Here is a 22,107-nt window from a genome sequence, read left to right as displayed (position 1 = left end):
CCCAAATCATATTTGATTTGGGGTTTTTTATTATATCCAAAATAATTAAATATACTGTGATAGTTAAGAAACTGCTTTCAACTTTTTAATGGTCGATTTGTTTAATTTCTCTTCAGCATACTCGTAGGTAACATGTAATTTCTTATCTTCTGTGTCTGGCAATTCATACATCGCATCGGTTAATACTGCTTCGCATAACGAACGCAATCCTCGTGCTCCTAATTTATACTCTATTGCTTTTTCAACAATATAATCTAACGCTTCTTCTGTCACGATAAGTTCTATATCATCCATTTCAAACAGTTTCTTATACTGCTTAATGATAGCGTTCTTTGGTTCTGTTAAAATAGCTCTTAGTGTTCCTTTGTCTAAAGGATTCATATAGGTTAACACAGGAAGTCGACCAATAATTTCTGGAATTAACCCAAAATCTTTTAGGTCTTTCGGAATAATATATCGAAGCAAATTATCGCGGTCTAAAGAGTCTTCCTTAATTGAAGCACTAAATCCAACAGCCTGCATATTTAATCGTTTCGAGATGTTTCGCTCAATACCGTCGAAAGCACCACCAGCAATAAATAAAATATTTTCGGTATTTACTTCAATAAACTTCTGATCTGGGTGTTTTCTCCCTCCTTTTGGTGGAACGTTTACCGTAGTTCCCTCAAGCAGCTTTAATAAAGCTTGCTGCACACCTTCTCCACTCACATCTCTTGTAATAGATGGGTTATCACTCTTACGGGCAATTTTATCGATCTCGTCGATAAATACGATTCCATTTTGGGCTTTTTCCAAATTATAATCGGCCGCTTGCAATAATCGAGTTAAAATACTTTCTACATCTTCTCCTACGTATCCTGCTTCAGTTAATACTGTAGCATCAACTATAGCTAAAGGAACGTTTAACATTCTAGCAATTGTTTTTGCAATGAGTGTTTTTCCCGTTCCAGTTTGCCCTACAATAATGATGTTACTTTTTTGTATTTCAATATCGTCATCGGTCTTTGGCTGAAGCAATCGTTTGTAATGATTGTAAACTGCCACAGACATTACTTTTTTAGTGTGTGTCTGTCCTATTACGTAATCGTCTAAAAACTCTTTGATCGATTTGGGTTTTTTCAACATCAACTCTTTAGAAAGCTCACCGTTTTCAGTATGCAAAGCTTCTTCCACGACAATGCCATGTGCTTGCTCGATACAGCGATCACAGATATGTGCGTCTAAACCTGCTATCAACAAACTTGTTTCAGCCTTTTTTCGACCACAAAACGAACATTCCAACTCTTCTTTCGACATTTTTTTATCTTTCAAATGATTCTATTTTTCTTTACCTCTGGTTAAAATTTCATCGATCATCCCGTATTCAAGCGCTTTTTCTGCTTTCATCCAGTAATCACGGTCACTGTCATCATAAACTTTCTCATAAGTTTGTCCACTATGATTAGCAATGATTTTGTACAACTCTTCTTTTAACGTCATGATTTCTCGTGCCGTAATTTCAATATCACTGGCTTGTCCTTGAGCACCACCCATTGGTTGGTGAATCATTACTCGCGAGTGCGTTAACCCGCTTCGTTTACCTTTTTCTCCGGCACATAATAACACAGCTGCCATAGATGCAGCCATTCCAGTACATATTGTTGCTACATCGGGAGTAATAAACTGCATGGTATCGTAAATACCCAATCCAGCATATACACTTCCTCCAGGAGAGTTAATATAAATTTGTATATCTCTTGAAGCATCTGTACTAGCCAAAAATAATAATTGGGCTTGTACAATATTCGCTACTTGGTCGTTAATTCCTGTTCCTAAAAAAATGATTCTATCCATCATTAATCGAGAGAAAACATCCATGGCAACCGCATTCATTTGGCGCTCTTCAATAATATTTGGGGTGAGTGCCACAGGATACATGCTACTTACGATTTTATCGTAATACATGCTATTAATACCCTGATCTTTCGTAGCAAACTCTTTAAATTCTTTTCCGTAGTTCATAAATTAAAATCGCTTTCTTATTTTATAATTCTGTTTTCTATGCATCTGTTTAAACAGGGGGTATCCCGATAAAAACAAAAAGACGCTGTACGTTTTACATACAGCGTCTAAAGATACCAATTTTATCGCTGAATTATGCGTACGCTTCTTTTACGAATTTATCGTACGTAATTTCTTTGGTTTTAAGTTTTGCATTTTCTTTAAAGAAATCCAATAACTTATTTGTATTTAATTGCTCGCTTAAGCGCTTCACCTCTTCTTGATTTGAAAGAATTCGTGCTGCAATAGTATCAAGCTCTTCTTCTGAAGGATCTGTTTGGCCAAATTGTGCCATTTGTCCTTTAATCATGGTTTTACTGTAATCTTTCAATTCATCAAAGGTTACCTGCAAATTGTGTTCTGCTCTTAGTTTTCCTTCAATTAATTGATATCGCAATCCTTTTTCGCTTCGCTCATATTCAGCTTTTGCTTCTTCTTCAGTCATTGGTTTTTCTCCAGAAACTGCGATCCAACGTTGTAAAAATGCATCTGGAAGATCGAATTTAGTATTGTCGATAAGGCTTTCAACTACATCATTCAATAATTTCTGATCACTTTGTTGTTCGAACTGCTTTTCAGCATCTTCTTTGATTTTTTCTTTAAGTTCTTTTTCCGAAGAAACCACACCTTCTCCAAACAGCTTATCGAATAATTCTTGATTTAATTCGGCCATTTCACGTTCATTCACTTCTTCGATCTTCAAAGAAACTTCAACATCTAATCCGTGAGCATCGTCGTGAGAAACATCGAAATACTTTTGATTATCGTGATCGTCTGCAAACATTCCTTTGGTTTTTAAAACCACCGTATCACCTACTTTGGCACCTACTAAAGCTGAAAGTTGTTTTTTTCCTTTAATTGTTTCGGTAGTGAATGTTGTGCTTTTATCGATCCCCTTTTCTTCTGAAGTAAAGGTCCCTGTGATCTCATCCCCTTTTGAAACCTCTTTTTTAGCAATTAACTTTCCGTATTGTTTACGAATAGTTTTTACTTGATTGTCGAGCATTTCTTTATCTGCAACAATCTTATAATTAGTAACTGCCTTTTTCTTTACATCTACATCGAATTCTGGGGCTAATCCAAGGTCGAAAGAAAAAGTAAAGTCGTCCGAGTTCCAATCGATCTCTGCTTCATTGTTCGGAAGCGGATTTCCTAGAACATCCAGTTTTTCTTCAGTTAAAAATTTTTGTAATGCCTCTTGAATTAGTTTATTCACTTCTTCTACTAAAACAGCTTTTCCGTATTGTTTCTTCACCATTCCCATAGGCACATGCCCTTTTCTAAAACCAGGAATGTTCGCAGTTTTACGGTAATCGTTTAAAATTTTTGAAACTTTATCAGCATAGTCATCCTTTGAAATTTCAACGGTTACTACGGCATTTAACTTATCAATGTCTTTCTTTGTGATGTTCATTTTCTGAAAAATTTAGCTCTTAATTTTCGGCTTGCAAAAGTACAATAATTTAAGCAAGCTTTCAAATTGTTGCACGTTGTATTTCAGAATATTATTCCTTCTCTTTTAAGACTGAAAATAAAATAGACTGAAGAAATGATAAAAGCAAGCTGAATAATAAGGCCCACCAAATATTATTCACAGCAAAACCACTCACAAAATAATCTGCCATTAAGATAATGATGGCATTAATTATTAAGAGAAACAATCCAAAAGTTATTAAGGTCACTGGCAAGGTAAGAATCACTAAAATTGGTTTTACGATAAGCCGCAATAACGCCAACACTACGGCTACAATAATAGCTGAAACATACCCTTCTACTGCCACTCCAGGCAAAATATACGCTAAAATTACAACAGCGACTGCCGTTAAAAGAATTTTTAAAATTGTATTCATAACTATATTTTATAAATTTAAATTTATATTAAAGATACGATGAATATTAATTGAAACTATTGCATAAAAAAACTCCTGTATTTAGAACACAGGAGTTTTTTAAAAAATTTATAATAATCTTAATTATTGGTAGCAGTTACAGTACCGTATGCGCCAATATTCACTTTAGGAATAGTAGCTTCATAGGTGTTATTAATAGCATCAATAATTAAATTTGCCGTATAAGCATATCCTCTAGGTGTTGGATGCACACCATCTAATGAAAATGCACCTCCCGTAGCGAATGTATCGGTAAGTAATCCTCCATCGAAAGAAACACCTGTATCAGCAACACGCGCTAAAGCACTTCTTGCATCTACAAAGGCCAATCCATTTGCATCTGCCAATCCTCTAATGGCTGTATTGTAAGCAGCAGACGCAGTAGCAACACGTGCTTGCTCTGTTGCTGTTAATACAAACTGATCACTTAAAGGAACCGCAACTCCAATAACACTTTGTGGGTTTGACGGATCTGCTAATGTACCCAATACAGACGAAGCAACTAATACGACTAAATCGTCATTGTTTGCTTGACGTAGCTGCCCTAGAAGAGCCGCTGTTTGAGCAGGTATTCCTTGAGCAATTAAAATTTGAGTTACATCGGTAAGGTCATCGTCTGTGATAATTGGAAAATTAGCTCCTGGCGAAAAGTTTACCATTCGTAAATTGGCTTCTTCTTGAGTAATAATTCCAGCAGCTACCAATCCTGGTAACGCTTGATTGTTATACAATGCAAATTGAGCATTTACTCCCGCAGCAGTAGCAGCATCTAATGGTATAGATTGTACTGGAACTGTCGTAAAATAAGGAATAGATGTTACATCTGGAATATTAACCAATACACCTTTTGCACCACCTTGTGCTAGTGCAGAAACCTGCGCACTGTAAACACTTGCAAATACATTAGGGTCTGTAATATCATTATCTCCGTAAGTAGTTGGGTCAAGATTTCCTGTTTGATCCACTCCAGCACCACCTGATGTTGCGTAACTTAAAATATCATTGTTTCCAATCCATAAACTAAAAAAGGTCGGGTTTAAAGAGGTTGCATCTTCAAGAACTGAAGCACTAGCACTCGTTTGAAAACGACCAAACCAAGGGTTAGCAGCTCCATATCCTGGTGCATTTAAATGAAAACTTTTAGCTCCTGGAACTCCCATGTTATTAAAAGGTCCTGCAGCACTCGTAGTTACATCGGTTTGCGGATCACCCTCTAAGCGAACAGGACCAGGATTTCCCATCGCATCTACAGATAGTACAAATCGGTTAGGAAATACAACTTGTCCATTCACTTTTAACCCACCAAGATTATCATCTACTAAAGGTTGTGTAAAGGTTTCGCTTCCGCCGGCTTTCGCAAATTGCTGTGCCATAATATTAGGATACGAGTTTTCTTGACCTGTTATATACAGTGCTCCATCTGCATATCCCGCTGTTAATGAATTTCCAACTGCTACATAATTAGAAAAATCTGCTGTACCGCTGGTATAAAAACCGGCATCTGTCACCGGATTATCAAAGTCTGCCTCACAACTTACCAATCCTACGGCAAGTAATGCAAGTGTTGTTTTTAATATATTTTTCATTTTTTTCTGAATTTTTTAAAATTACATTTTATAGGTAATACCTAAACCAGGTGAAAAAGCATTCGATTTGTAAGTTCCTCTAAAAGGTACATTTACACCATTCTCTTGATAGAAATTATAAGAAGCATCCACTTCTTTAAATCGAGAGTATAAGAATGAAGCGTCTATTTGAAAGTGATTACCAACATTTACTGTAAGTCCACCAGTAAAGTTATTACTGTCGTTTCTTGGTGTTTCTGGCGCAAAATAACCTGCCTGTACAGGTGATTCATCGAAGTAATATCCAGCTCTTAATGTAAACATTTTAGTTGCTTCGTACTGTAATCCGAATCTGTAGATCGATGAGTTCTTGTAATTACGTGGATTTTGAGAGTCTGGTACTGCAGCATTAGCAAAATCGATATCTAATGAATTATATACATCCCAGAATGTTCTATTAAAATCGAAAGCGAATAACCATTTATCACAGAACTCGTAACTTAAACCAACAGTAAGTTCGGCCGGTAGTGGTAATTCTGCATCGAATGTTGTATCACTGAAAGGTGTTAAAGGTGAATTAGGAATATTTTCAAAATCTGCTTCTCCATCTTCAGCTTCCAGAATAATCTCAGAGCGATAATTAAAACCAATACTTAGATCTTCGGTAGGATTAAACATAAGACCTGCTACCCATCCCCAGCTATTTACACCAGAAGCATCGATAGTTACCTCAGAACGATTTCCATCAAGATCGGTTAAAGTTCGATTAAGGTTTCTATTAAAGTTTACAGATCCTGTTACATAAATGGGTCCACCACCTACGCTTAAATACTCATTAAATTTCAACGATACAGTTGGCTGAATATAAATTGCAGCAAGGTCGATATTATTAACTAAATGAGATCCTGCCCAGTCATCTTCATATTCTACCGTACTTCCATAAGGAGTATAAACTCCAAGACCGAAAGCAAGCCAGTCGTTCGCTTTATAAGAAAGGTATGCATACAAAGGAGTTCCAACAGGACTATCTGTTTCAGCAAAATCACCTGTACGTTCGTTTTGATACGATACATTCGAGAATACACCGAAGCCTCCTACCGAGACCGAAAATTTATCCTCCATATATACTAATCCGGCAGGATTAAAGAAAACCGATTCGCTACTTACAACAGCAACTCCGGTGTGCCCCATAGCTAGCGATTTATTTCCCTGAAGGCTTACGCGATACCCTCCGGCATACGTCACTGCTGTAGCCAAAATAAGCACAGCAAGAAGCAAAGATTTTTTCATAATTGTTTTACGTTTAAGTTAATTTTTTTAGTTCAAACTGCTAAAAGTGCAGAATATTGGGTTAAAATACAATTTATTATGCATACATAATAAAATTTGCTTTGCAATGTTATAAAAAATTCATAACAATTTGATAAAATTCGGAAGGATTTTCAGCATGCAACCAGTGACCTGCATTAGAAACAGTTTCAATGTGAGAACTCGGAAAGTGTTTTTTTATTAAAATATCATCCATATCCTCAATATATCCAGACTTAGATCCTCTCATAAAAAGGGTATCCTTTTTAAATACTGCACCTTCAGTCAAGGCTACCCCAACGGCATTAATATTAGAGGTTAAAACAGGTAAATTCATTCTTAAAGCCAAGACACCTTTACTTTTCCAATATAAATTTTTCAGAAGAAATAATCGGGTTCCTGTATCCTTTATATATTCAGACAACACGTCTTCAGCTTCACCTCGCGAATTAATTTTAGAAAAATCGAGTGATGCTAGAGCTTTTAAAATATCTTGATGGTGTTGTGGATATGCCTTAGGACCAATATCGGCAACAATTAATTTTGAAACCAATTCAGGATATTTAGTTGCAAATTCCATGGCCGTTTTTCCTCCCATAGAATGTCCTAAAAGAACAATTTCTGAAAAATTATGATGATCACAATACTCTTTTAAATCTTCCGCCATGACAGTATACGAAAACTCATTACTATGAAAACTTCTTCCATGATTTCGCTGGTCGACTAAATGAACTTGATAGCCGGCTTCCGAGAATTTACCGCCTAACGTTTTCCAATTATCACTCATGCCAAGAAATCCGTGAAGAATCACAAATGGTTTTCCCGCACCTATTATTTGAGAATGTAATATCATATTATTTTAGTTTCTGAAGGTATTTTTTTACTACGTTTTCTATTCCCATATAAATAGATTCACAAATTAATGCATGCCCAATAGAGACCTCAAGAAGATGGGGTACGCTGTTTTTAAAAAATGCAATATTCTCTAGTGAAAGATCGTGACCTGCGTTAACACCTAAGCCAAGAGAGTGCGCCAAGACAGCACATTCTTTATAAGGTTTAACTGAATTTTCATCTCCTTTTCCATATCCTTCAGCAAAGGCTTCAGTATATAGCTCGATGCGATCGGTTCCTGTATGAGCCGCACCCTCGATCATCTTTAAATCGGGATCTACGAAAATAGACGTTCGTATTCCGTTGTGTTTACATTCGTTAATAATTTCTGAAAGATATGCTTTATGTTTTAACGTATCCCAACCTGCATTCGAAGTGATCGCATCAACTGCATCGGGAACTAGGGTTACTTGTGTAGGCTTCAGCTCCAGAACCATAGTAAGAAATTTCTCTATTGGATTTCCCTCGATATTATACTCTGTAGAGACAACAGGTTTTAAATCGTACGCATCCTGATACGTAATGTGACGCTCGTCGGGTCGTGGATGGATGGTCACTCCCTGCGCTCCGAATTTTTGAACATCTTTCGCTACTTGAACCACATTAGGCATGTTGCCCCCGCGTGCATTTCGAAGGGTGGCAATTTTGTTAATGTTTACACTTAATTTTGTCATTTGTTTAACGTATAAGAAACAAAAATACAACCCTTACAGGAGGGAGGACAGAATTATTTTGAGTAATTTGCATAAAAATTTTCGTACAATATGCTCCAATATATTATTAACGACATCGACCCTTTTTCATTACGAACACCGATTAAAGAAGTACAAAAAGCCTTTAACCAATTAACGTACTCACATATTCCCGTTCATAAAGAAACAGTTTTTATGGGATCTATTTCTGAAACCGACGCACTCTGTTTTGAAAGCGAACAATTGCTTGAAGATGTTCAATACTCTTTAGAGCCCTTTTTTGTGAGAAAAAACACCAATTGGTTAGATATCTTGGAAGCTTTTGCGCTACATAATTCTAACATTATGCCAGTTCTTGACGAAAAAAACAACTATATAGGTTATTATGAATTAGGAGATATCATGAATTTGTTTAAAGAAACTCCTTTTTTAAGCGAAGCAGGAGGTATTATTATAGTAGAGAAAGGAATGCACGATTACTCCTTTAGTGAAGTATGTCAAATTGTTGAAACTAACGATGCAAAAATGCTAGGCGCTTTTATCTCTAAAGTCGAAAATGATGTCGTAGAAATTACAGTAAAAGTTTCAAGTACGGGAATGAATTCGATCATGCAAACCTTCCGAAGATACAATTACAATATCGTTTCTAAACATGATGAAGATAAATTCTTAGAAGATTTAAAAGAACGTTCCGACTATTTGGACAAATACCTAAATATATAAACTGTATGAAGATTGGTATTTACGGTCAGTTCTATCATGAAAACTCTGAAACCTATATTCAAACCTTATTGAATGTACTTCAACAGGCAGATGCTGAAGTTTGGATTGAAGCTAATTTCTTGAATATTATTAATGAGCACCAAGACATCACCAAAAATTTTTCTGCATTTCAAACCTTTACAACTTTAGATGCTTCCTACGATCTTTTTTTTAGCATTGGTGGCGATGGTACCATTCTGAAGGCGGTTACCTATGTAAAAGATCTTGGAATTCCTATTGTTGGAATTAATACTGGACGTTTGGGCTTTCTTGCAACAATTCAAAAAGAAGAAATTTCAGAAAGCATTTCACAAATTCTTAATGGCGATTACAGTATTTCTGAACGAACTCTTTTAACCATGAAAGTAGATTCAGAAAAAAATGAATTAGAAGATCTTAATTTTGCTTTAAATGAAGTCGCCGTGAATCGTAAGAACACGACTTCGATGATTAAAGTAGAAACTAAAGTGAATGGAAAATACCTTACCTCTTATTGGTCTGATGGTCTAATTGTATCTACTCCAACGGGATCCACAGGATATTCATTAAGTTGTGGTGGCCCCGTGATAGACCCCAATACCAATAGCATTGTAATTACGCCAATCGCTCCGCACAATCTAAATGCGCGCCCATTGGTTATTCCCGACAGTAGTACTATTTCTTTAACAGTTTCAGGGAGAGAACAATCTTTTTTAGCTTCCATGGACTCTAGGATTGAGACTTTTGAAAACAACACAACTTTGGTAATTAAAAAAGCATCATTTACCATTAATATGGTGCAACTCACAGACGACAGTTTTATTAAAACTCTTCGGAAGAAATTACTTTGGGGAGAAGACAAGCGAAATTAATTTCTTTTCTCTTACTTCAAAAACTATTCTAGCAGCCATCATCCTATTTTAGACAATAAAATTCACTAATATTTGTTTATCAACAGAGACAAGCAGGCTTATTCTACGAAGAAGCCAACTTTATTGTTATATTTGCAAACTTTTAAGGTATATGAAGCATTTCGCGGCCCTATTTTTAATTTTAACATCCTGTTTTATAGCACATTCCCAAACATATGAGCTGGGAGGAACTATCGTTGGTGCTAATTTTATTGGGGATGTTGGGAAGACCAACTACATTGCTCCTAACACGTTAGGGTTTGGAGGGATATTTAAATGGAATAGAAGTCCGCGGCACTCATTTAGAGCTTCATTTATTGTGGCAAATATAGAAGGTGATGATGTAGACAGTCATGAAACGAGACGAAATCAACGAGGGTATTCATTTCAGAATACCATAAAAGAAATGTCGCTTGGTCTTGAATATACCTTTTGGGATTTCAGTATGTACGACGGTCAATCAGCATCAACCCCTTATCTATATACTGGCTTAACGTATTTTAGATACGATGCATTGTATAAAGACGAAGTTACGGACGAAATATTGCAGAACGATAGCGTGGGAAGTATTGCCATACCTATGGTAATTGGATACAAAGCCTCGGCAGGCACGAACCTTGTTTTGGCTTTTGAGATTGGCGCTCGATATACTTTTACCGATGCTATCGATGGAAACAATCCTGTAAAAGGACTTGAAGAATTTGATCAATTAGAATTTGGAAACACCAATAATAACGATTGGTATGTATTCACAGGGATAACAGTTACCTTTGCATTTGGAAGAAAACCTTGCTATTGCAACTTTTAAACGGTATCATGACATTACAAGAGCAAATAGACACGAATAAATTACCGCAGCATCTTGCCATTATTATGGACGGCAACGGTAGGTGGGCCAAACAAAAAGGTCTGTTTCGTTCTATGGGACATGAAAACGGTACCAAGGCAGTACGTGAAATTGTAGAAGCTTCGGCTGAGATCAACATTCCATTTCTTACTTTATATGCTTTTTCTACTGAAAATTGGAATCGCCCGAAGTTAGAAGTTGAACTTTTAATGAAGTTATTGGTCTCCTCCTTAAAAAAGGAAATAAAAACACTTCAAGACAATAACATTAAATTAAATGCTATCGGTAATCTAGAAGCACTTCCGAAGCGCGCTAAAATGGAGCTGAAAGATGTAATAGACCAAACAAAAGAGAATGATCGCATGACCCTAACACTCGCATTGAGTTACGGTTCAAGAGAAGAAATTACAAAAACAATACGGGAGATTAGTGTTAAAGTTAAAAATAACCTAATTTCGCCCGAAAATATTGATGAAACGGTTATAAATAATCATCTTTACACGCAAAATTTACCTGATGTAGATTTATTAATACGAACCAGCGGTGAACAACGTATTAGTAATTTTCTATTATGGCAAATTGCTTATGCCGAATTGTATTTTACAGATACCCTTTGGCCCGATTACACAAAAAACCATCTTTTTGAAGCAATATTAAATTATCAAAACAGAGAACGAAGATTTGGAAAGACAAGTGAACAACTTTAAAAGAATTCCACGATTGCATTTTTACAAAAAATTATACTGTACTTTATTAGTTACAATCGTATCGGTTTTTAATACATTCGGACAACAAAAGGATCTCGACAGCGGTCGAAAATACTCGATCAATGAGATTACCGTAAGTGGTGCTCAAAGCTTTAACGAACAGACCGTTATTGCATTTACTGGGTTAAAAAAAGGGGATCGCATTTATGTTCCTGGAGAAAAACTAAGTGCAGTTACTAAAAAGCTTTGGGAACAAAATCTTTTTAGCGACATCGCATTTTATGTAACCAATATTGAAGGGGAAAACATCGACCTTGAACTGTATATTGTGGAGCTTCCTAAAATGAATGAAGTTTCTATCGAAGGGGTAAAGAAGGGTCGAATCAAAGAAATTATAAAAGACAACGATCTTAAATCAGGTGTAAAGATTACAAAAAACCTCCTTACTACTACAAAGAACAACATTGTAAATAACCTCCAGGAAAAAGGATATTACAATGCAGACGTAATTATCAGCACCACTCCTGAAATTGATTCTACTGGTATTGAAACTGCCAAAAACATGAAAATAAACGTTATAAAAGGAGAGCGTGTAAAAGTTTCAGATATTGAATTTATTGGTAATGAAGAGTTTTCAGATGCGAAGTTGAAACGAAGCATGAAGAAAGTAAAACAAAAAAATCTTTTCAGAATCCTAAAACGATCAAAATATACAGAAGAATTACTTGAAGAGGATAAAGTTTCTATCTTAAAAAAATATAAATCTAACGGATACAGAGACGCAAGAATAGTGAGTGATACACTCATTATTAAAGATGACAAAAATGTTGCTTTAAGACTAAATATCGAGGAAGGGAAGAAATATTATTTTGGAAATATTGGTTTTATAGGAAACAGTGTTTATACAGACAATCAGTTACGTCAAGGGCTTGGAATTTCTAAAGGAGAAGTTTATAACGGAGTCCTTTTAGAAGAACGCATTGCAGATGAAAAACCAGACGCAGAAGATCTCACCAATTTATATCAAAATTCAGGATATCTTTTTTCAAGAATCAACCCAGTAGAAGTTGCGGTTAGAAACGATACTATCGATTTTGAAATCCGTATTAGTGAAGGTAAAATTGCTTATTTCGACCACGTAACTGTTGTAGGGAATGACAAGACCAACGATCACGTTATATATCGTGAACTTAGAACCCGACCTGGCCAAAAATACAGCAAGAGAAATGTGGTAAGAACCATTCGTGAATTAGGACAGTTAGGTTATTTCGATCCTGAACAACTTACTCCCAATTTCAAAAATGTAGATGCTAACAACGGAACCTTAGACATGGAATATTCTGTAGTAGAGAAAGGTGCAAGCCAGATCGAACTACAAGGTGGATATGGTGGTGGTGGTTTTGTAGGAACTTTAGGACTTTCGTTTAATAACTTCTCATTAAGAAATATATTTAATAAAGAAGCTTACAAGCCTTTGCCTATGGGTGACGGACAAAAGTTATCTTTACGAGCACAAGGAAGTAGTTATTATCAAACTTATAGTTTGTCCCTTACCGAGCCTTGGTTTGGCGGCAAGAAGCCCGTACAATTAAGCACCTCTTTTTCACATACAGTACAGTACTTTTATGATTTTAGAAATAGAGAAGCAGACAGAGATCAACGATTTTTAATCACAGGGGGATCTGTAGGCCTTGCGACTCGTTTAAAATGGCCAGATGATTTCTTTACGTTATCACAGGCAATTAGTTTTCAGCACTATAACCTTCAAAATTATAATACGCGGTTATTTACCTTCGGAAATGGATATTCTAATAACTTAGCGTATACCATTGGCTTAAGCAGAAATAACACTGGTACTAACCCGATTTATCCAACATATGGATCTGAATTTGCCATAACGGCGAAATTAACACCTCCTTTCTCAGCCTTTAGTAACACCGACTATAAAGCTTTAAAAGACCGTAGAGATGTTCTTGTAGCCGAAATTCAAGATACTGGAGGTACCGTAGATACACAACAAGAAATAGGAGAAATTGATCAAGAACGGTTTAAATTTCTAGAATACTATAAAATTAAATTTAAAGGAACTTGGTATACGCAACTTGTAGATAAGTTGGTACTAAGATCTGCAACCGAATTTGGATTCTTAGGAGCGTATAATGGAGATCGAGGAATCCCTCCTTTCGAACGTTTCTTTGTAGGTGGAGATGGTCTTGGGTCATACAGTTTAGATGGTCGTGAAGTAGTTCAATTAAGAGGATATCCTAACCAATCATTATCTAGCGTTGACGGAAATACCATTTTCAATAAATTTTCGTTAGAATTACGATATCCAATTACATTAAAGCAATTAGCATCTATTTATGTACTTGGATTTGCCGAAGGTGGAGCTTCTTATGATGGATTTAGAGATTACGATCCCTTTGGAGTTCAAAGATCGGCTGGTGCAGGATTACGTATATTTATGCCTGCATTCGGATTATTAGGTATTGACTTTGGATATGGATTTGATCCCATTCTTGGTGGAAATCAACCAAATGGATGGGAAACTCACTTTATTCTTGGACAACAATTTTAAATTTGGCACGATATTTTCTTAACCAACAATCAATGATTATGAAAACTAAAAAGTTACTTTTTCTCGTACTTACTTTTTTGTGTATCACATTCACAGTAACGGCTCAGCGAGGTGTACGAATAGGATACATCGACATGGAATACATTCTTGAAAATGTTCCTGAATATAAAGAGGCTGCGACACAGCTAGAAGGTAAGGTTCAGCGATGGAAACAAGATATCGTTAAAAAGACCGAAGAGGTGGATTTAATGAAGCTTAACCTTAGCAATGAACGTGTTCTTTTAACCAACGAATTAATTGAAGAACGAGAAGAAGAAATTAAAATTAAAGAAGACGAGATGTTGAAATATCAACAAGATCGTTTTGGACCCAATGGCGATTTAATGATTCAAAGAAGACAGTTAGTACAACCAATTCAAGATCAAGTTTTTAATATCGTACAAGAAATTGCTGAAAATAAGAAATATGATTTTATTTTTGACAAATCGGCAGATGTGGTAATGTTATTTGCAGCAGAAAGAAATGACATCAGCGATGTGGTTTTACGAAGTATTAATAGAGCTGCTAAACGCAAAGAAGTTACAACTAAAAGAGATAAAGCTGCTGTAGAAAAACGTGACGATCTTTCTATGGAAGAAGATAAAGAAGTTACAGAACGAGAAAAGGAAGCTGAACAGAAAAAAGACGATCGCACAAAAATGCTTGAAGACCGTCAAAAACAAAGAGATTCTATTCGTGCAGCCAAAAAAGCTGAGTTTGAAGCACGCAGAGCTCGTCTGTTAGAAGAACGTCAGCGTAGAAAAGATTCTATCTTGGAAGTTAGAAATGCTAATAGAGCCCCCACCGGTGATTCCAGTGACGGAGATGATGATGGTGGAAACTAAATCGAAAATCAATTTTAAATTTTATACTTAGAAACACTTAAATTAAATACAAATTACAATGAAAAAATTACAATTATTATTCGTAGCCGCAGTATTGTTTATAGGAGCTACAAGTTTTATGAATGCACAGAGCAAAGTTGCACACATAGACACTCAAGCTTTAGTGGAAGCAATGCCAGAAATGAAATCTGCTCAAGGTCAGTTAGATAAGGTAAAAAAAACCTATGATGCAGAAATTAAAGCAATGGCAAAAGAGCTTGATACGAAAGTAAAGCAATATGAAGGGGAAGCAAGTACTAAAACCGATGAAGAAAATGCAAAGCGTGTACAGGAAGTACAGGGAATGCAGAATAACATTGGTGCATATAGAAATCAAGCTCTAAAAGATCTTCAACAAAAAGAAGTAGATGTTTTACAGCCAGTTCTTGAGAAAGCTCGTGCTGCCATTCAAAAAGTAGCTAGAGGAAAAGGAATTCAGTATGTATTGGATTCTTCAACAGGAGCAGGCCTTTTATTAGCAGATGGTGTCGATCTTATGAGCGATGTTAAAAAAGAATTGGGAATCTAATAATTCCTTTCTTAAAATATAGATAAACTGCCCGCTTCATAGCGGGCAGTTTTGTTTTCAGATATATTGATTTTACGTTTTTCATTCTCAAATAATTCCTATTTTTATACCATGCAGCATAACGCCCCGATAGGTATTTTCGATTCAGGAGTTGGAGGCTCTTCCATTTGGGAAGAGATTCATCGCTGTTTGCCTTTCGAGGATACTATATATCTTGCAGATAGTGCAAATGCTCCATACGGCGGAAGATCTCAAGAAGAAATCATCGCACTTAGTATAAAGAATACCGAAAAATTAATAGAATTAGGGTGTAAGATCATTGTGGTAGCTTGTAACACCGCAACAACAAATGCCATTGATATACTTAGAGAAAAATTTGATCTTCCAATTATTGGTATCGAACCGGCTATAAAACCTGCAGCCCTTAAAACGAAAACGAAATGCATTGGCATCCTTGCAACAAAAGGAACCCTAAGCAGTGCGTTGTTCACTAAAACTTCAGAAGCTTTTACGAAAGACATTTCGGTGGTCGAAATTGTAGGAGAAGGTTTGGTTCCTCTAATCGAAGCAGGCAAAATAGAAGGAGAAGAAATACAAATATTACTAGAGAAATATACGGCTCCTATGATTTCCGCTACTATCGATTATTTGGTTTTGGGTTGTAGTCACTATCCCTATCTTATTCCACAGCTTCAAAAATTACTCACCGCTAATGTTACAATTATAGATTCTGGAGAAGCAGTCGCCAAACAAACGGAAAGTGTCTTACAATCACTTAAACTGCTTCAGAAAGAGCCCAAAACACCATCCCTACAGTTTTACACTAATGCCACTACCAATACTCTAGAATTTTTATTACAGGAGTATTCAGAAACAATCACCATTTCACACCAAAAATTTTAACGAAAAAAACTAAGGAGTTCCTTTTTTCGTGACGGACTTACCATTACTTCCTTTCCGTTAGTAAGAATCACGCTTCCACCCTTTCCTTTTTTATATTCTACGATCGCATTTACATTAACCAAATACGATTTATGAACTCTAGCAAAACCTTTTTCAGACAGGATATCTTCAAAATGTTTCAAGGTTTTACTCACTAACTTTCTCTTTTCTTTTAAATAAATATTGGTGTAATTATCATCTGCTTGGCAATATAATATATCTTCAACCTGCAGGACTTCAAAACCATTTTGTAACGGAATAGTAATCTTTCCTGTTACTTGAGACACTATTGGTTCTAAAACAGTAGCATCTAACTGATTCTCTTTTTCTTTTATTTCTGAAACATAATCCACCGCTTCAATTAATTTATCGATCGATATAGGCTTCAGTAAATAATAGGATGCATGGGCATTTAACGCATCGATGGCATACTGATTATACGCGGTAACAAACACAGTTTCGAACTGTCGATCTCCTACTTTATCTAACAGATCGAACGCATTTCCGTAGGGCATTTCAACGTCAAGAAAAACTACATCTAGATCAAATTTTCTAATAAGCACCAACGCCTCGTCTATATTTGAAGCTTCTCCCAAAAGCGTTACTTTAGGGCAATACTTAGTTAAATAATTACGAAGTATTTCCCGGCTAGCTGCCTCGTCTTCGACCAAAATTGCTTTTAATTCCATCATATTTTATTTTTAGGAACCTTCAGAATTGTTGCTTTAAATGTACTTTTAAAACCAACCTTTTATTCTTGAAGTAAACTTTTTAATCCTTTTTTAAAGTGAGTTGCACGCGTGTACCTGCTGTGTCTTCAGAAACATCGGTTATAGTAACATCAACTTTATCTTTATACATATCGTTAAGAATAGCGATTCGTTTCTGAATATTTCCCATTCCTTTAGATTTCTGTTTTTTTTGATTTTCGGTTTTAAGTGCTTTCGATTGTTTGCGACCTATTCCGTTATCGGTAATGGTAATTTGTATGGTTTCTGAATCTATTTGTTGAAAATCGATCTCTAAAAAACCTTTTTCTTCTTTATATCGCAATCCGTGCCATACTGCATTTTCAACATACGGCTGAAGCAACATGGGTGGGATCACAAATTCGTTAACTTTAATAGCTTCTGAAACGGTGATGCTATAATCGAATTTATCTTGAAACCTAAAATGTTCTAATTTTACATACAGTTCGAGTAACTCGATCTCCTTCGACAAGGGGATAAAATCTTCTTCGCTATTTTCGAGCACCGAACGCATTAACTGAGAAAATTCACTTAAATATTTATTGGCTGCACGTTCATCGTTGGTAGCGATAAAACTATTCACAGAATTTAAGGCATTGAAAATAAAATGTGGATTCATTTGAGTTCTCAATCCTTTTAAAGCGAGTAAATTGTTTGCGTATTTTTGCCGTTTTACGCTCTTGTATTGGTTGTAGGCGGTATATAAAAGCAATAAAGCGATGAGGATTAATGATCCTATAACCCATTTCTGAACAAGGTTATTTTTTTCGATAAGTTCTTGATTTTCGAACGCAAGTTGATACCGACTCTCATTTAATTTACGTTCATTTTCAAGACTTGTAATACGATTTTGTCGCAACGCAATTTCTTTACTAAAACGTGTTGCTTGAGAAATTTCTTGGTCTTTTTTTATGTATAATTCGTCAACAACTTCGACATAGCGTTCGTAACTTTCTGCAGCTTTATCAAACTCTCCGATGTCCTTATAGACTTCAGATAATTTTCTCCGGGCGTCTTTTTCTACAACAAGATCTTCATTTGCATCCGCTTCAGAAATACTTTTTTCTAAATAAGGAATGGCTTCTTTATATTCCATTTTACCTAAAAAAGCATCAGCAATTTTATAATTTTGTCTTTGGGGTGTAAGCGCACTATTAACATCTTCTTTCAACTTTTTACCCTCCATCGATTTTAGTTCTTCCAAAGCTTCCGAACGTAATTCGATCTCTTTATCAAAATCTCGATTCTGATTGTAAAAATCGGCTACGGTATTTTTCTCTTCCACAGCACGCTGTTTGTTTTCCTTTTTAGACAATCCTAGTGAATTATCAAAATAGACTTCCGCTTTGGCTTTGGCACCACTTTGAGCATAGACCGCTCCTATTTTAGAATTTAGGTCGGTGATTTTAGGCGCTACCGACCCTGCTTTAGACAAGAACAACGCTTTTTCGTAATTAGTTACACTTTTTTCTGTATCGTTTATTGCTTTGTGGGTATCTCCCAATCCTTCATAAACCAAAATTTTCTGATAGTCGGTAAGGGTAACATTTAACAAACTTGTATAGGCCGAAATACTCTCTTGGTAACTTTTATTCTTCCGATATGCTGAAGCTAGTTTTATTCTCGTTGCTGTTTTTAATCGTGAAGAAATACTTCTTTTATAATTATCTATAGCAAGATCATACTGTTCCCAATACATATTAATATCTCCAAGTGTTTCAAAAACTATAGCGTTTTGAGTATCGGTAGCTTTAGGTCCTCCTACAGACTCTAATGCTTTAGTTACATATTCTATACTTTTTCCTGCATCTCGCTTTAAAAAAGCTCTCGAAGAATCGATATACACATTAAATAAATCTTTATTAGCATTTCGCTTATAGGAGGTTGCAACGGGAGCTTGCTCTCTCGTTTCCTTTTCCACTTTAATCGTGATAAATTGCTCGTCTTTAATGTAATAATAGACAGTTTCGAATGCTTCACTCTTTACAATAAGTTCGTCTCCTATTCTCGCTTTAATTTCAAACAAGCCGAGTCCAGAGGTCGTGGTATAAGCTCCGCCAGTAATTTCAATATTTACTTTATCGACAGGGCCATTCGTATTTTCGTCGATTACCTTTCCTTTTAAAAGAAAAGGACGCTCTGTTGTACCTGATCTAGTTGGAATCTGAGAAAACACTACGCCTACTGGTAGACATAAGGTTATAAAAAATAAAAATATTGCTCGCATATTCATATAAAAAGTAAACATACACCATTTAAAGCATCTTTAAAAATAGGTATTAGTGCATAGCTATGTACTAAATTAACAAAAATGAGGGTTCACTCAATCAAAAGTAATATTCACTCACAGAAATTGGAAACTGACTCAAAATTGGTGTTACAGTAAATATGTTCGTGGTACGTTTACTCAAAACGACACACTATGAAAACAAAAGCACTATTATGGATCTGGATAACTTTTATGGGATTATACGCTTGCAGAGCCGAAACAGATAATAAAAAATCTCTATCATTTGAAACCCCCCATTCTGTTTCTAAAACTGTAAACAAAAACTATATTAAAGTTGCGTTGCTGTTAGACACAAGCAATAGCATGGACGGTTTAATCGATCAAGCAAAAGCACAACTATGGAACATTGTAAACGAATTATCATATGCCAAATGCGATGGAGATCTTCCATCCCTTCAAATTGGCCTATACGAATACGGGAATGACAACTTAAATGCACGAGAAGGATATCTTAGAAAGATACTTCCATTTACAGAAGATCTTGATGAGGTGTCTAAAGAACTATTTTCCCTTACTACTAACGGTGGAAGCGAATATTGCGGCACGGTAATTAAAGCCTCTTTAGAGAAGCTAGATTGGGGCACTAATGCGGATGACCTCAAAATGATTTTTATTGCCGGAAATGAGCCGTTTACACAAGGAAACGTTCATTATAAAGACGCTGCTTCAGAAGCTAAAGAAAAAGGGGTGATTGTAAACACTATCTTTTGTGGTGATTACTCACACGGTATAGAGTCTAAGTGGAAAGAAGGAGCCACATTAACTTATGGGGATTATTCTGCAATAGATCATGATCACAAAACCATTTACACCCCCTCCCCATACGATGAATTAATTCTCCAACTAAACATCCGTCTTAACAATACCTATGTTCCCTACGGAAGCTACGGAAAACGAAAAATGGAAGTACAAGCTAGTCAAGATGAAAATGCAGCAACATACAGCAAAGCTAATGCAGTAAGCAGGACGGTCACAAAAGGGTCGCATTTATACAAAAACAGCACATGGGATTTGGTAGATGCAGAAACTGAAGAAGATTTTAACTATACTACTTTAGAGAATGATAAATTGCCAGAGGAATTAAAAGAAATGAGTACTTCGGAATTAAAAAAACACATTACGAATCAACGAAAGAAACGCACGGAAATACAGACTGAAATTCAAAAACTAAACGAAAAACGTCGCATTTTTTTGTCTAACACTACGACTGAAGCTTCAGATGGGTTAGGAAATGCAATGCTTCGTGCCTTGAAAAAACAAGCCGAAAAGAAAAACTATAGTTGGGATTAATAATCTTAATATAGTTCCAGCGCATAAAAAAAGCTCCTTGATTAGGAGCTTTTTTTTTTAATTTATAGCAGGACAATTACAATCGTAAGGTTCTGGTCTTCCTCCTAAGAAATCGTACCCTAACGTGATTTGATGAAATCCTCCACTTTCAAATTTTATAGTTCCTACTTGATATGAATAGGTGTAAGCAAACATAAAATTATTATAATTCACCCCAACTATAGGCGTTATGTATTGCAATTGCTGGTCTTTAATTTCATTCCCGTCAATATATTCAGACCCATCGAAACTTCTACGGTACGAGAGTCCTCCCCAAAGCGACCCAAAGTCCATTTCACGATAGGCTTTAAAATTTACATCCAATGCTTTTTCTTCCGTTCGCTCTACCAATTGAAATAATATGGAAGGTTCATACGTCCAAGTGGCTCCATAGGCCCCTATGGCATAAGCAGCACCTAACAAATATCGTCTTTGATTGTTAGATTCAAATTCATCATCATAAATACTTCTATTCTGAAAAATAAGATTCTTTACTGTAAAGTGTCCAGAAAAATTTAAGAAGTTATAAGAAACCCCTGCATCGATATTAAAGTAAGATGTACTCTGAATAATCCCTTGTACCGCAGGATCTAGATCTGTGAGATCGAATTCCGTTTCATCAAGCTTATTCTGAGTAAGTCCAGCACTTAGACCAAAAGACAACTGATTTAAATCTACTTCGCTTCTAGAAAACATCAAGTGGTGCGCATAGGTAATATACCCTCCTGTTTGAGAATGATACCCATTTTGATCATTATAAACAATGGCACCTATCCCAGATCGATCTCCCAAACGCGCATTGAAACTCAACGTTTGTAAATTAGGAGCTTCATTTTGATCGAACCATTGTTGTCTCGCAGTTAAACGAACTTGATTGTGTGTTGCCGCTCCAGCCATAGAAGGGTGTAGCAGATATAAATTATCAGACAAGTAATCCAGATAGATGGGAAGACCATCCTGTGCATGAGCAAATGGAGTTGCTAACAAAAGTAGTATGAGGTATATTTTTTTTATTTTCATAGTTATTTATGCTATCTTTTTAATGTAAAGTGTCCTCTAAATTCTTTTTGGACCTCTTGTTCGGTGTATTCGATCTGGAACCAATAATCACTTGAAGGCATCGGGTTTCCGTTAAAAGTACCATCCCAACCACTTCCAGTAGGGCTTATCTGT

General features: G+C 35.9%; 21 protein-coding genes. 9 read left to right on the top strand and 12 right to left on the bottom strand.

Annotation, left to right across the window (positions count from 1 at the left end; translation table 11 throughout):
• Positions 1 to 63 precede the first annotated feature (63 nt).
• The 8 genes from clpX to ULVI_RS00640 all read right to left on the bottom strand — a co-directional run bounded on the left by clpX (position 64) and on the right by ULVI_RS00640 (position 8,370).
• On the bottom strand, positions 64 to 1,296 hold the full coding sequence (clpX, locus tag ULVI_RS00675; RefSeq protein ID WP_068588382.1) for an ATP-dependent Clp protease ATP-binding subunit ClpX: 1,233 nt from the start codon (positions 1,294 to 1,296) through the stop codon (positions 64 to 66).
• Positions 1,297 to 1,317: 21 nt separating this feature from the next.
• Entirely contained in the window at positions 1,318 to 2,001 is a 684-nt protein-coding gene (gene clpP, locus ULVI_RS00670; protein WP_068588378.1) for an ATP-dependent Clp endopeptidase proteolytic subunit ClpP, read from the bottom strand.
• A gap of 133 nt (positions 2,002 to 2,134) precedes the next feature.
• Positions 2,135 to 3,454 (bottom strand): trigger factor, encoded by a 1,320-nt coding sequence (gene tig / locus ULVI_RS00665; RefSeq protein WP_068588371.1) that lies wholly within the window; start codon positions 3,452 to 3,454, stop codon positions 2,135 to 2,137.
• Positions 3,455 to 3,545: 91 nt separating this feature from the next.
• Positions 3,546 to 3,890: a phage holin family protein gene (locus ULVI_RS00660; RefSeq protein ID WP_068588368.1), complete on the bottom strand. Its 345-nt coding sequence runs from the start codon at positions 3,888 to 3,890 to the stop codon at positions 3,546 to 3,548.
• A gap of 119 nt (positions 3,891 to 4,009) precedes the next feature.
• Positions 4,010 to 5,515, bottom strand: a complete 1,506-nt coding sequence (locus ULVI_RS00655; protein WP_068588365.1) for an SGNH/GDSL hydrolase family protein — start codon at positions 5,513 to 5,515, stop codon at positions 4,010 to 4,012.
• A 21-nt stretch (positions 5,516 to 5,536) separates the two neighbouring features.
• Complete coding sequence (locus tag ULVI_RS00650; protein WP_068588362.1) at positions 5,537 to 6,784, bottom strand: OmpP1/FadL family transporter; 1,248 nt, start codon at positions 6,782 to 6,784, stop codon at positions 5,537 to 5,539.
• Between the two features lie 109 nt (positions 6,785 to 6,893).
• Positions 6,894 to 7,655, bottom strand: a complete 762-nt coding sequence (locus ULVI_RS00645; protein WP_197463458.1) for an alpha/beta fold hydrolase — start codon at positions 7,653 to 7,655, stop codon at positions 6,894 to 6,896.
• A gap of 1 nt (position 7,656) precedes the next feature.
• Positions 7,657 to 8,370 (bottom strand): pyridoxine 5'-phosphate synthase, encoded by a 714-nt coding sequence (locus ULVI_RS00640; protein ID WP_068588359.1) that lies wholly within the window; start codon positions 8,368 to 8,370, stop codon positions 7,657 to 7,659.
• A gap of 90 nt (positions 8,371 to 8,460) precedes the next feature.
• On the opposite strand from ULVI_RS00640, the gene ULVI_RS00635 reads away from it, so the two are divergent.
• The 8 genes from ULVI_RS00635 to murI all read left to right on the top strand — a co-directional run bounded on the left by ULVI_RS00635 (position 8,461) and on the right by murI (position 16,527).
• On the top strand, positions 8,461 to 9,111 hold the full coding sequence (locus tag ULVI_RS00635; RefSeq protein WP_068588357.1) for a CBS domain-containing protein: 651 nt from the start codon (positions 8,461 to 8,463) through the stop codon (positions 9,109 to 9,111).
• Positions 9,112 to 9,116: 5 nt separating this feature from the next.
• The gene (locus tag ULVI_RS00630) at positions 9,117 to 10,001 is read left to right on the top strand and encodes an NAD kinase (RefSeq protein ID WP_068588354.1); all 885 of its coding nucleotides are present in this window, start codon (positions 9,117 to 9,119) and stop codon (positions 9,999 to 10,001) included.
• Between the two features lie 151 nt (positions 10,002 to 10,152).
• The gene (gene porG, locus ULVI_RS00625) at positions 10,153 to 10,848 is read left to right on the top strand and encodes a type IX secretion system protein PorG (RefSeq protein ID WP_068588350.1); all 696 of its coding nucleotides are present in this window, start codon (positions 10,153 to 10,155) and stop codon (positions 10,846 to 10,848) included.
• 8 nt (positions 10,849 to 10,856) lie between these two features.
• Complete coding sequence (locus tag ULVI_RS00620) at positions 10,857 to 11,594, top strand: isoprenyl transferase (protein WP_068588348.1); 738 nt, start codon at positions 10,857 to 10,859, stop codon at positions 11,592 to 11,594.
• Positions 11,569 to 14,172, top strand: a complete 2,604-nt coding sequence (gene bamA, locus ULVI_RS00615) for an outer membrane protein assembly factor BamA (protein ID WP_082830745.1) — start codon at positions 11,569 to 11,571, stop codon at positions 14,170 to 14,172. The genes ULVI_RS00620 and bamA overlap by 26 nt, the downstream gene beginning before the upstream one ends.
• A 38-nt stretch (positions 14,173 to 14,210) precedes the next feature.
• The gene (locus tag ULVI_RS00610; protein ID WP_068588416.1) at positions 14,211 to 15,056 is read left to right on the top strand and encodes an OmpH family outer membrane protein; all 846 of its coding nucleotides are present in this window, start codon (positions 14,211 to 14,213) and stop codon (positions 15,054 to 15,056) included.
• Positions 15,057 to 15,114: 58 nt separating this feature from the next.
• The gene (locus ULVI_RS00605) at positions 15,115 to 15,624 is read left to right on the top strand and encodes an OmpH family outer membrane protein (RefSeq protein WP_068588345.1); all 510 of its coding nucleotides are present in this window, start codon (positions 15,115 to 15,117) and stop codon (positions 15,622 to 15,624) included.
• 111 nt (positions 15,625 to 15,735) lie between these two features.
• Positions 15,736 to 16,527, top strand: coding sequence for a glutamate racemase (murI, locus tag ULVI_RS00600; RefSeq protein WP_068588343.1), 792 nt, complete (start codon positions 15,736 to 15,738; stop codon positions 16,525 to 16,527).
• On the opposite strand, the gene ULVI_RS00595 is transcribed toward murI, so the two are convergent.
• Complete coding sequence (locus ULVI_RS00595) at positions 16,524 to 17,255, bottom strand: LytR/AlgR family response regulator transcription factor (protein WP_068588339.1); 732 nt, start codon at positions 17,253 to 17,255, stop codon at positions 16,524 to 16,526. The two genes, murI and ULVI_RS00595, sit on opposite strands and share 4 nt — an antisense overlap.
• Positions 17,256 to 17,337: 82 nt before the next feature.
• The gene (locus ULVI_RS00590; RefSeq protein ID WP_068588413.1) at positions 17,338 to 19,542 is read right to left on the bottom strand and encodes a tetratricopeptide repeat-containing sensor histidine kinase; all 2,205 of its coding nucleotides are present in this window, start codon (positions 19,540 to 19,542) and stop codon (positions 17,338 to 17,340) included.
• 195 nt (positions 19,543 to 19,737) lie between these two features.
• Here ULVI_RS00590 and ULVI_RS00585 point away from each other — a divergent pair, with 195 nt between their 5' ends.
• The gene (locus ULVI_RS00585) at positions 19,738 to 20,895 is read left to right on the top strand and encodes a vWA domain-containing protein (RefSeq protein ID WP_068588337.1); all 1,158 of its coding nucleotides are present in this window, start codon (positions 19,738 to 19,740) and stop codon (positions 20,893 to 20,895) included.
• Positions 20,896 to 20,952: 57 nt separating this feature from the next.
• Here ULVI_RS00585 and ULVI_RS00580 read toward each other — a convergent pair whose 3' ends face one another.
• Positions 20,953 to 21,954, bottom strand: a complete 1,002-nt coding sequence (locus tag ULVI_RS00580; RefSeq protein ID WP_068588334.1) for a PorP/SprF family type IX secretion system membrane protein — start codon at positions 21,952 to 21,954, stop codon at positions 20,953 to 20,955.
• A gap of 11 nt (positions 21,955 to 21,965) precedes the next feature.
• The coding region (locus tag ULVI_RS15775) for a T9SS type B sorting domain-containing protein (protein WP_157632534.1) at positions 21,966 to 22,107 on the bottom strand (142 nt) is incomplete at its 5' end.

The organism is Cochleicola gelatinilyticus (genome assembly GCF_001637325.1).
Taxonomy (GTDB): Bacteria; Bacteroidota; Bacteroidia; order Flavobacteriales; family Flavobacteriaceae; genus Cochleicola; species Cochleicola gelatinilyticus.
The sequence above is the reverse complement of the archived record's forward strand: the minus strand, read 5'-3'. Positions and strand labels throughout refer to the sequence as shown.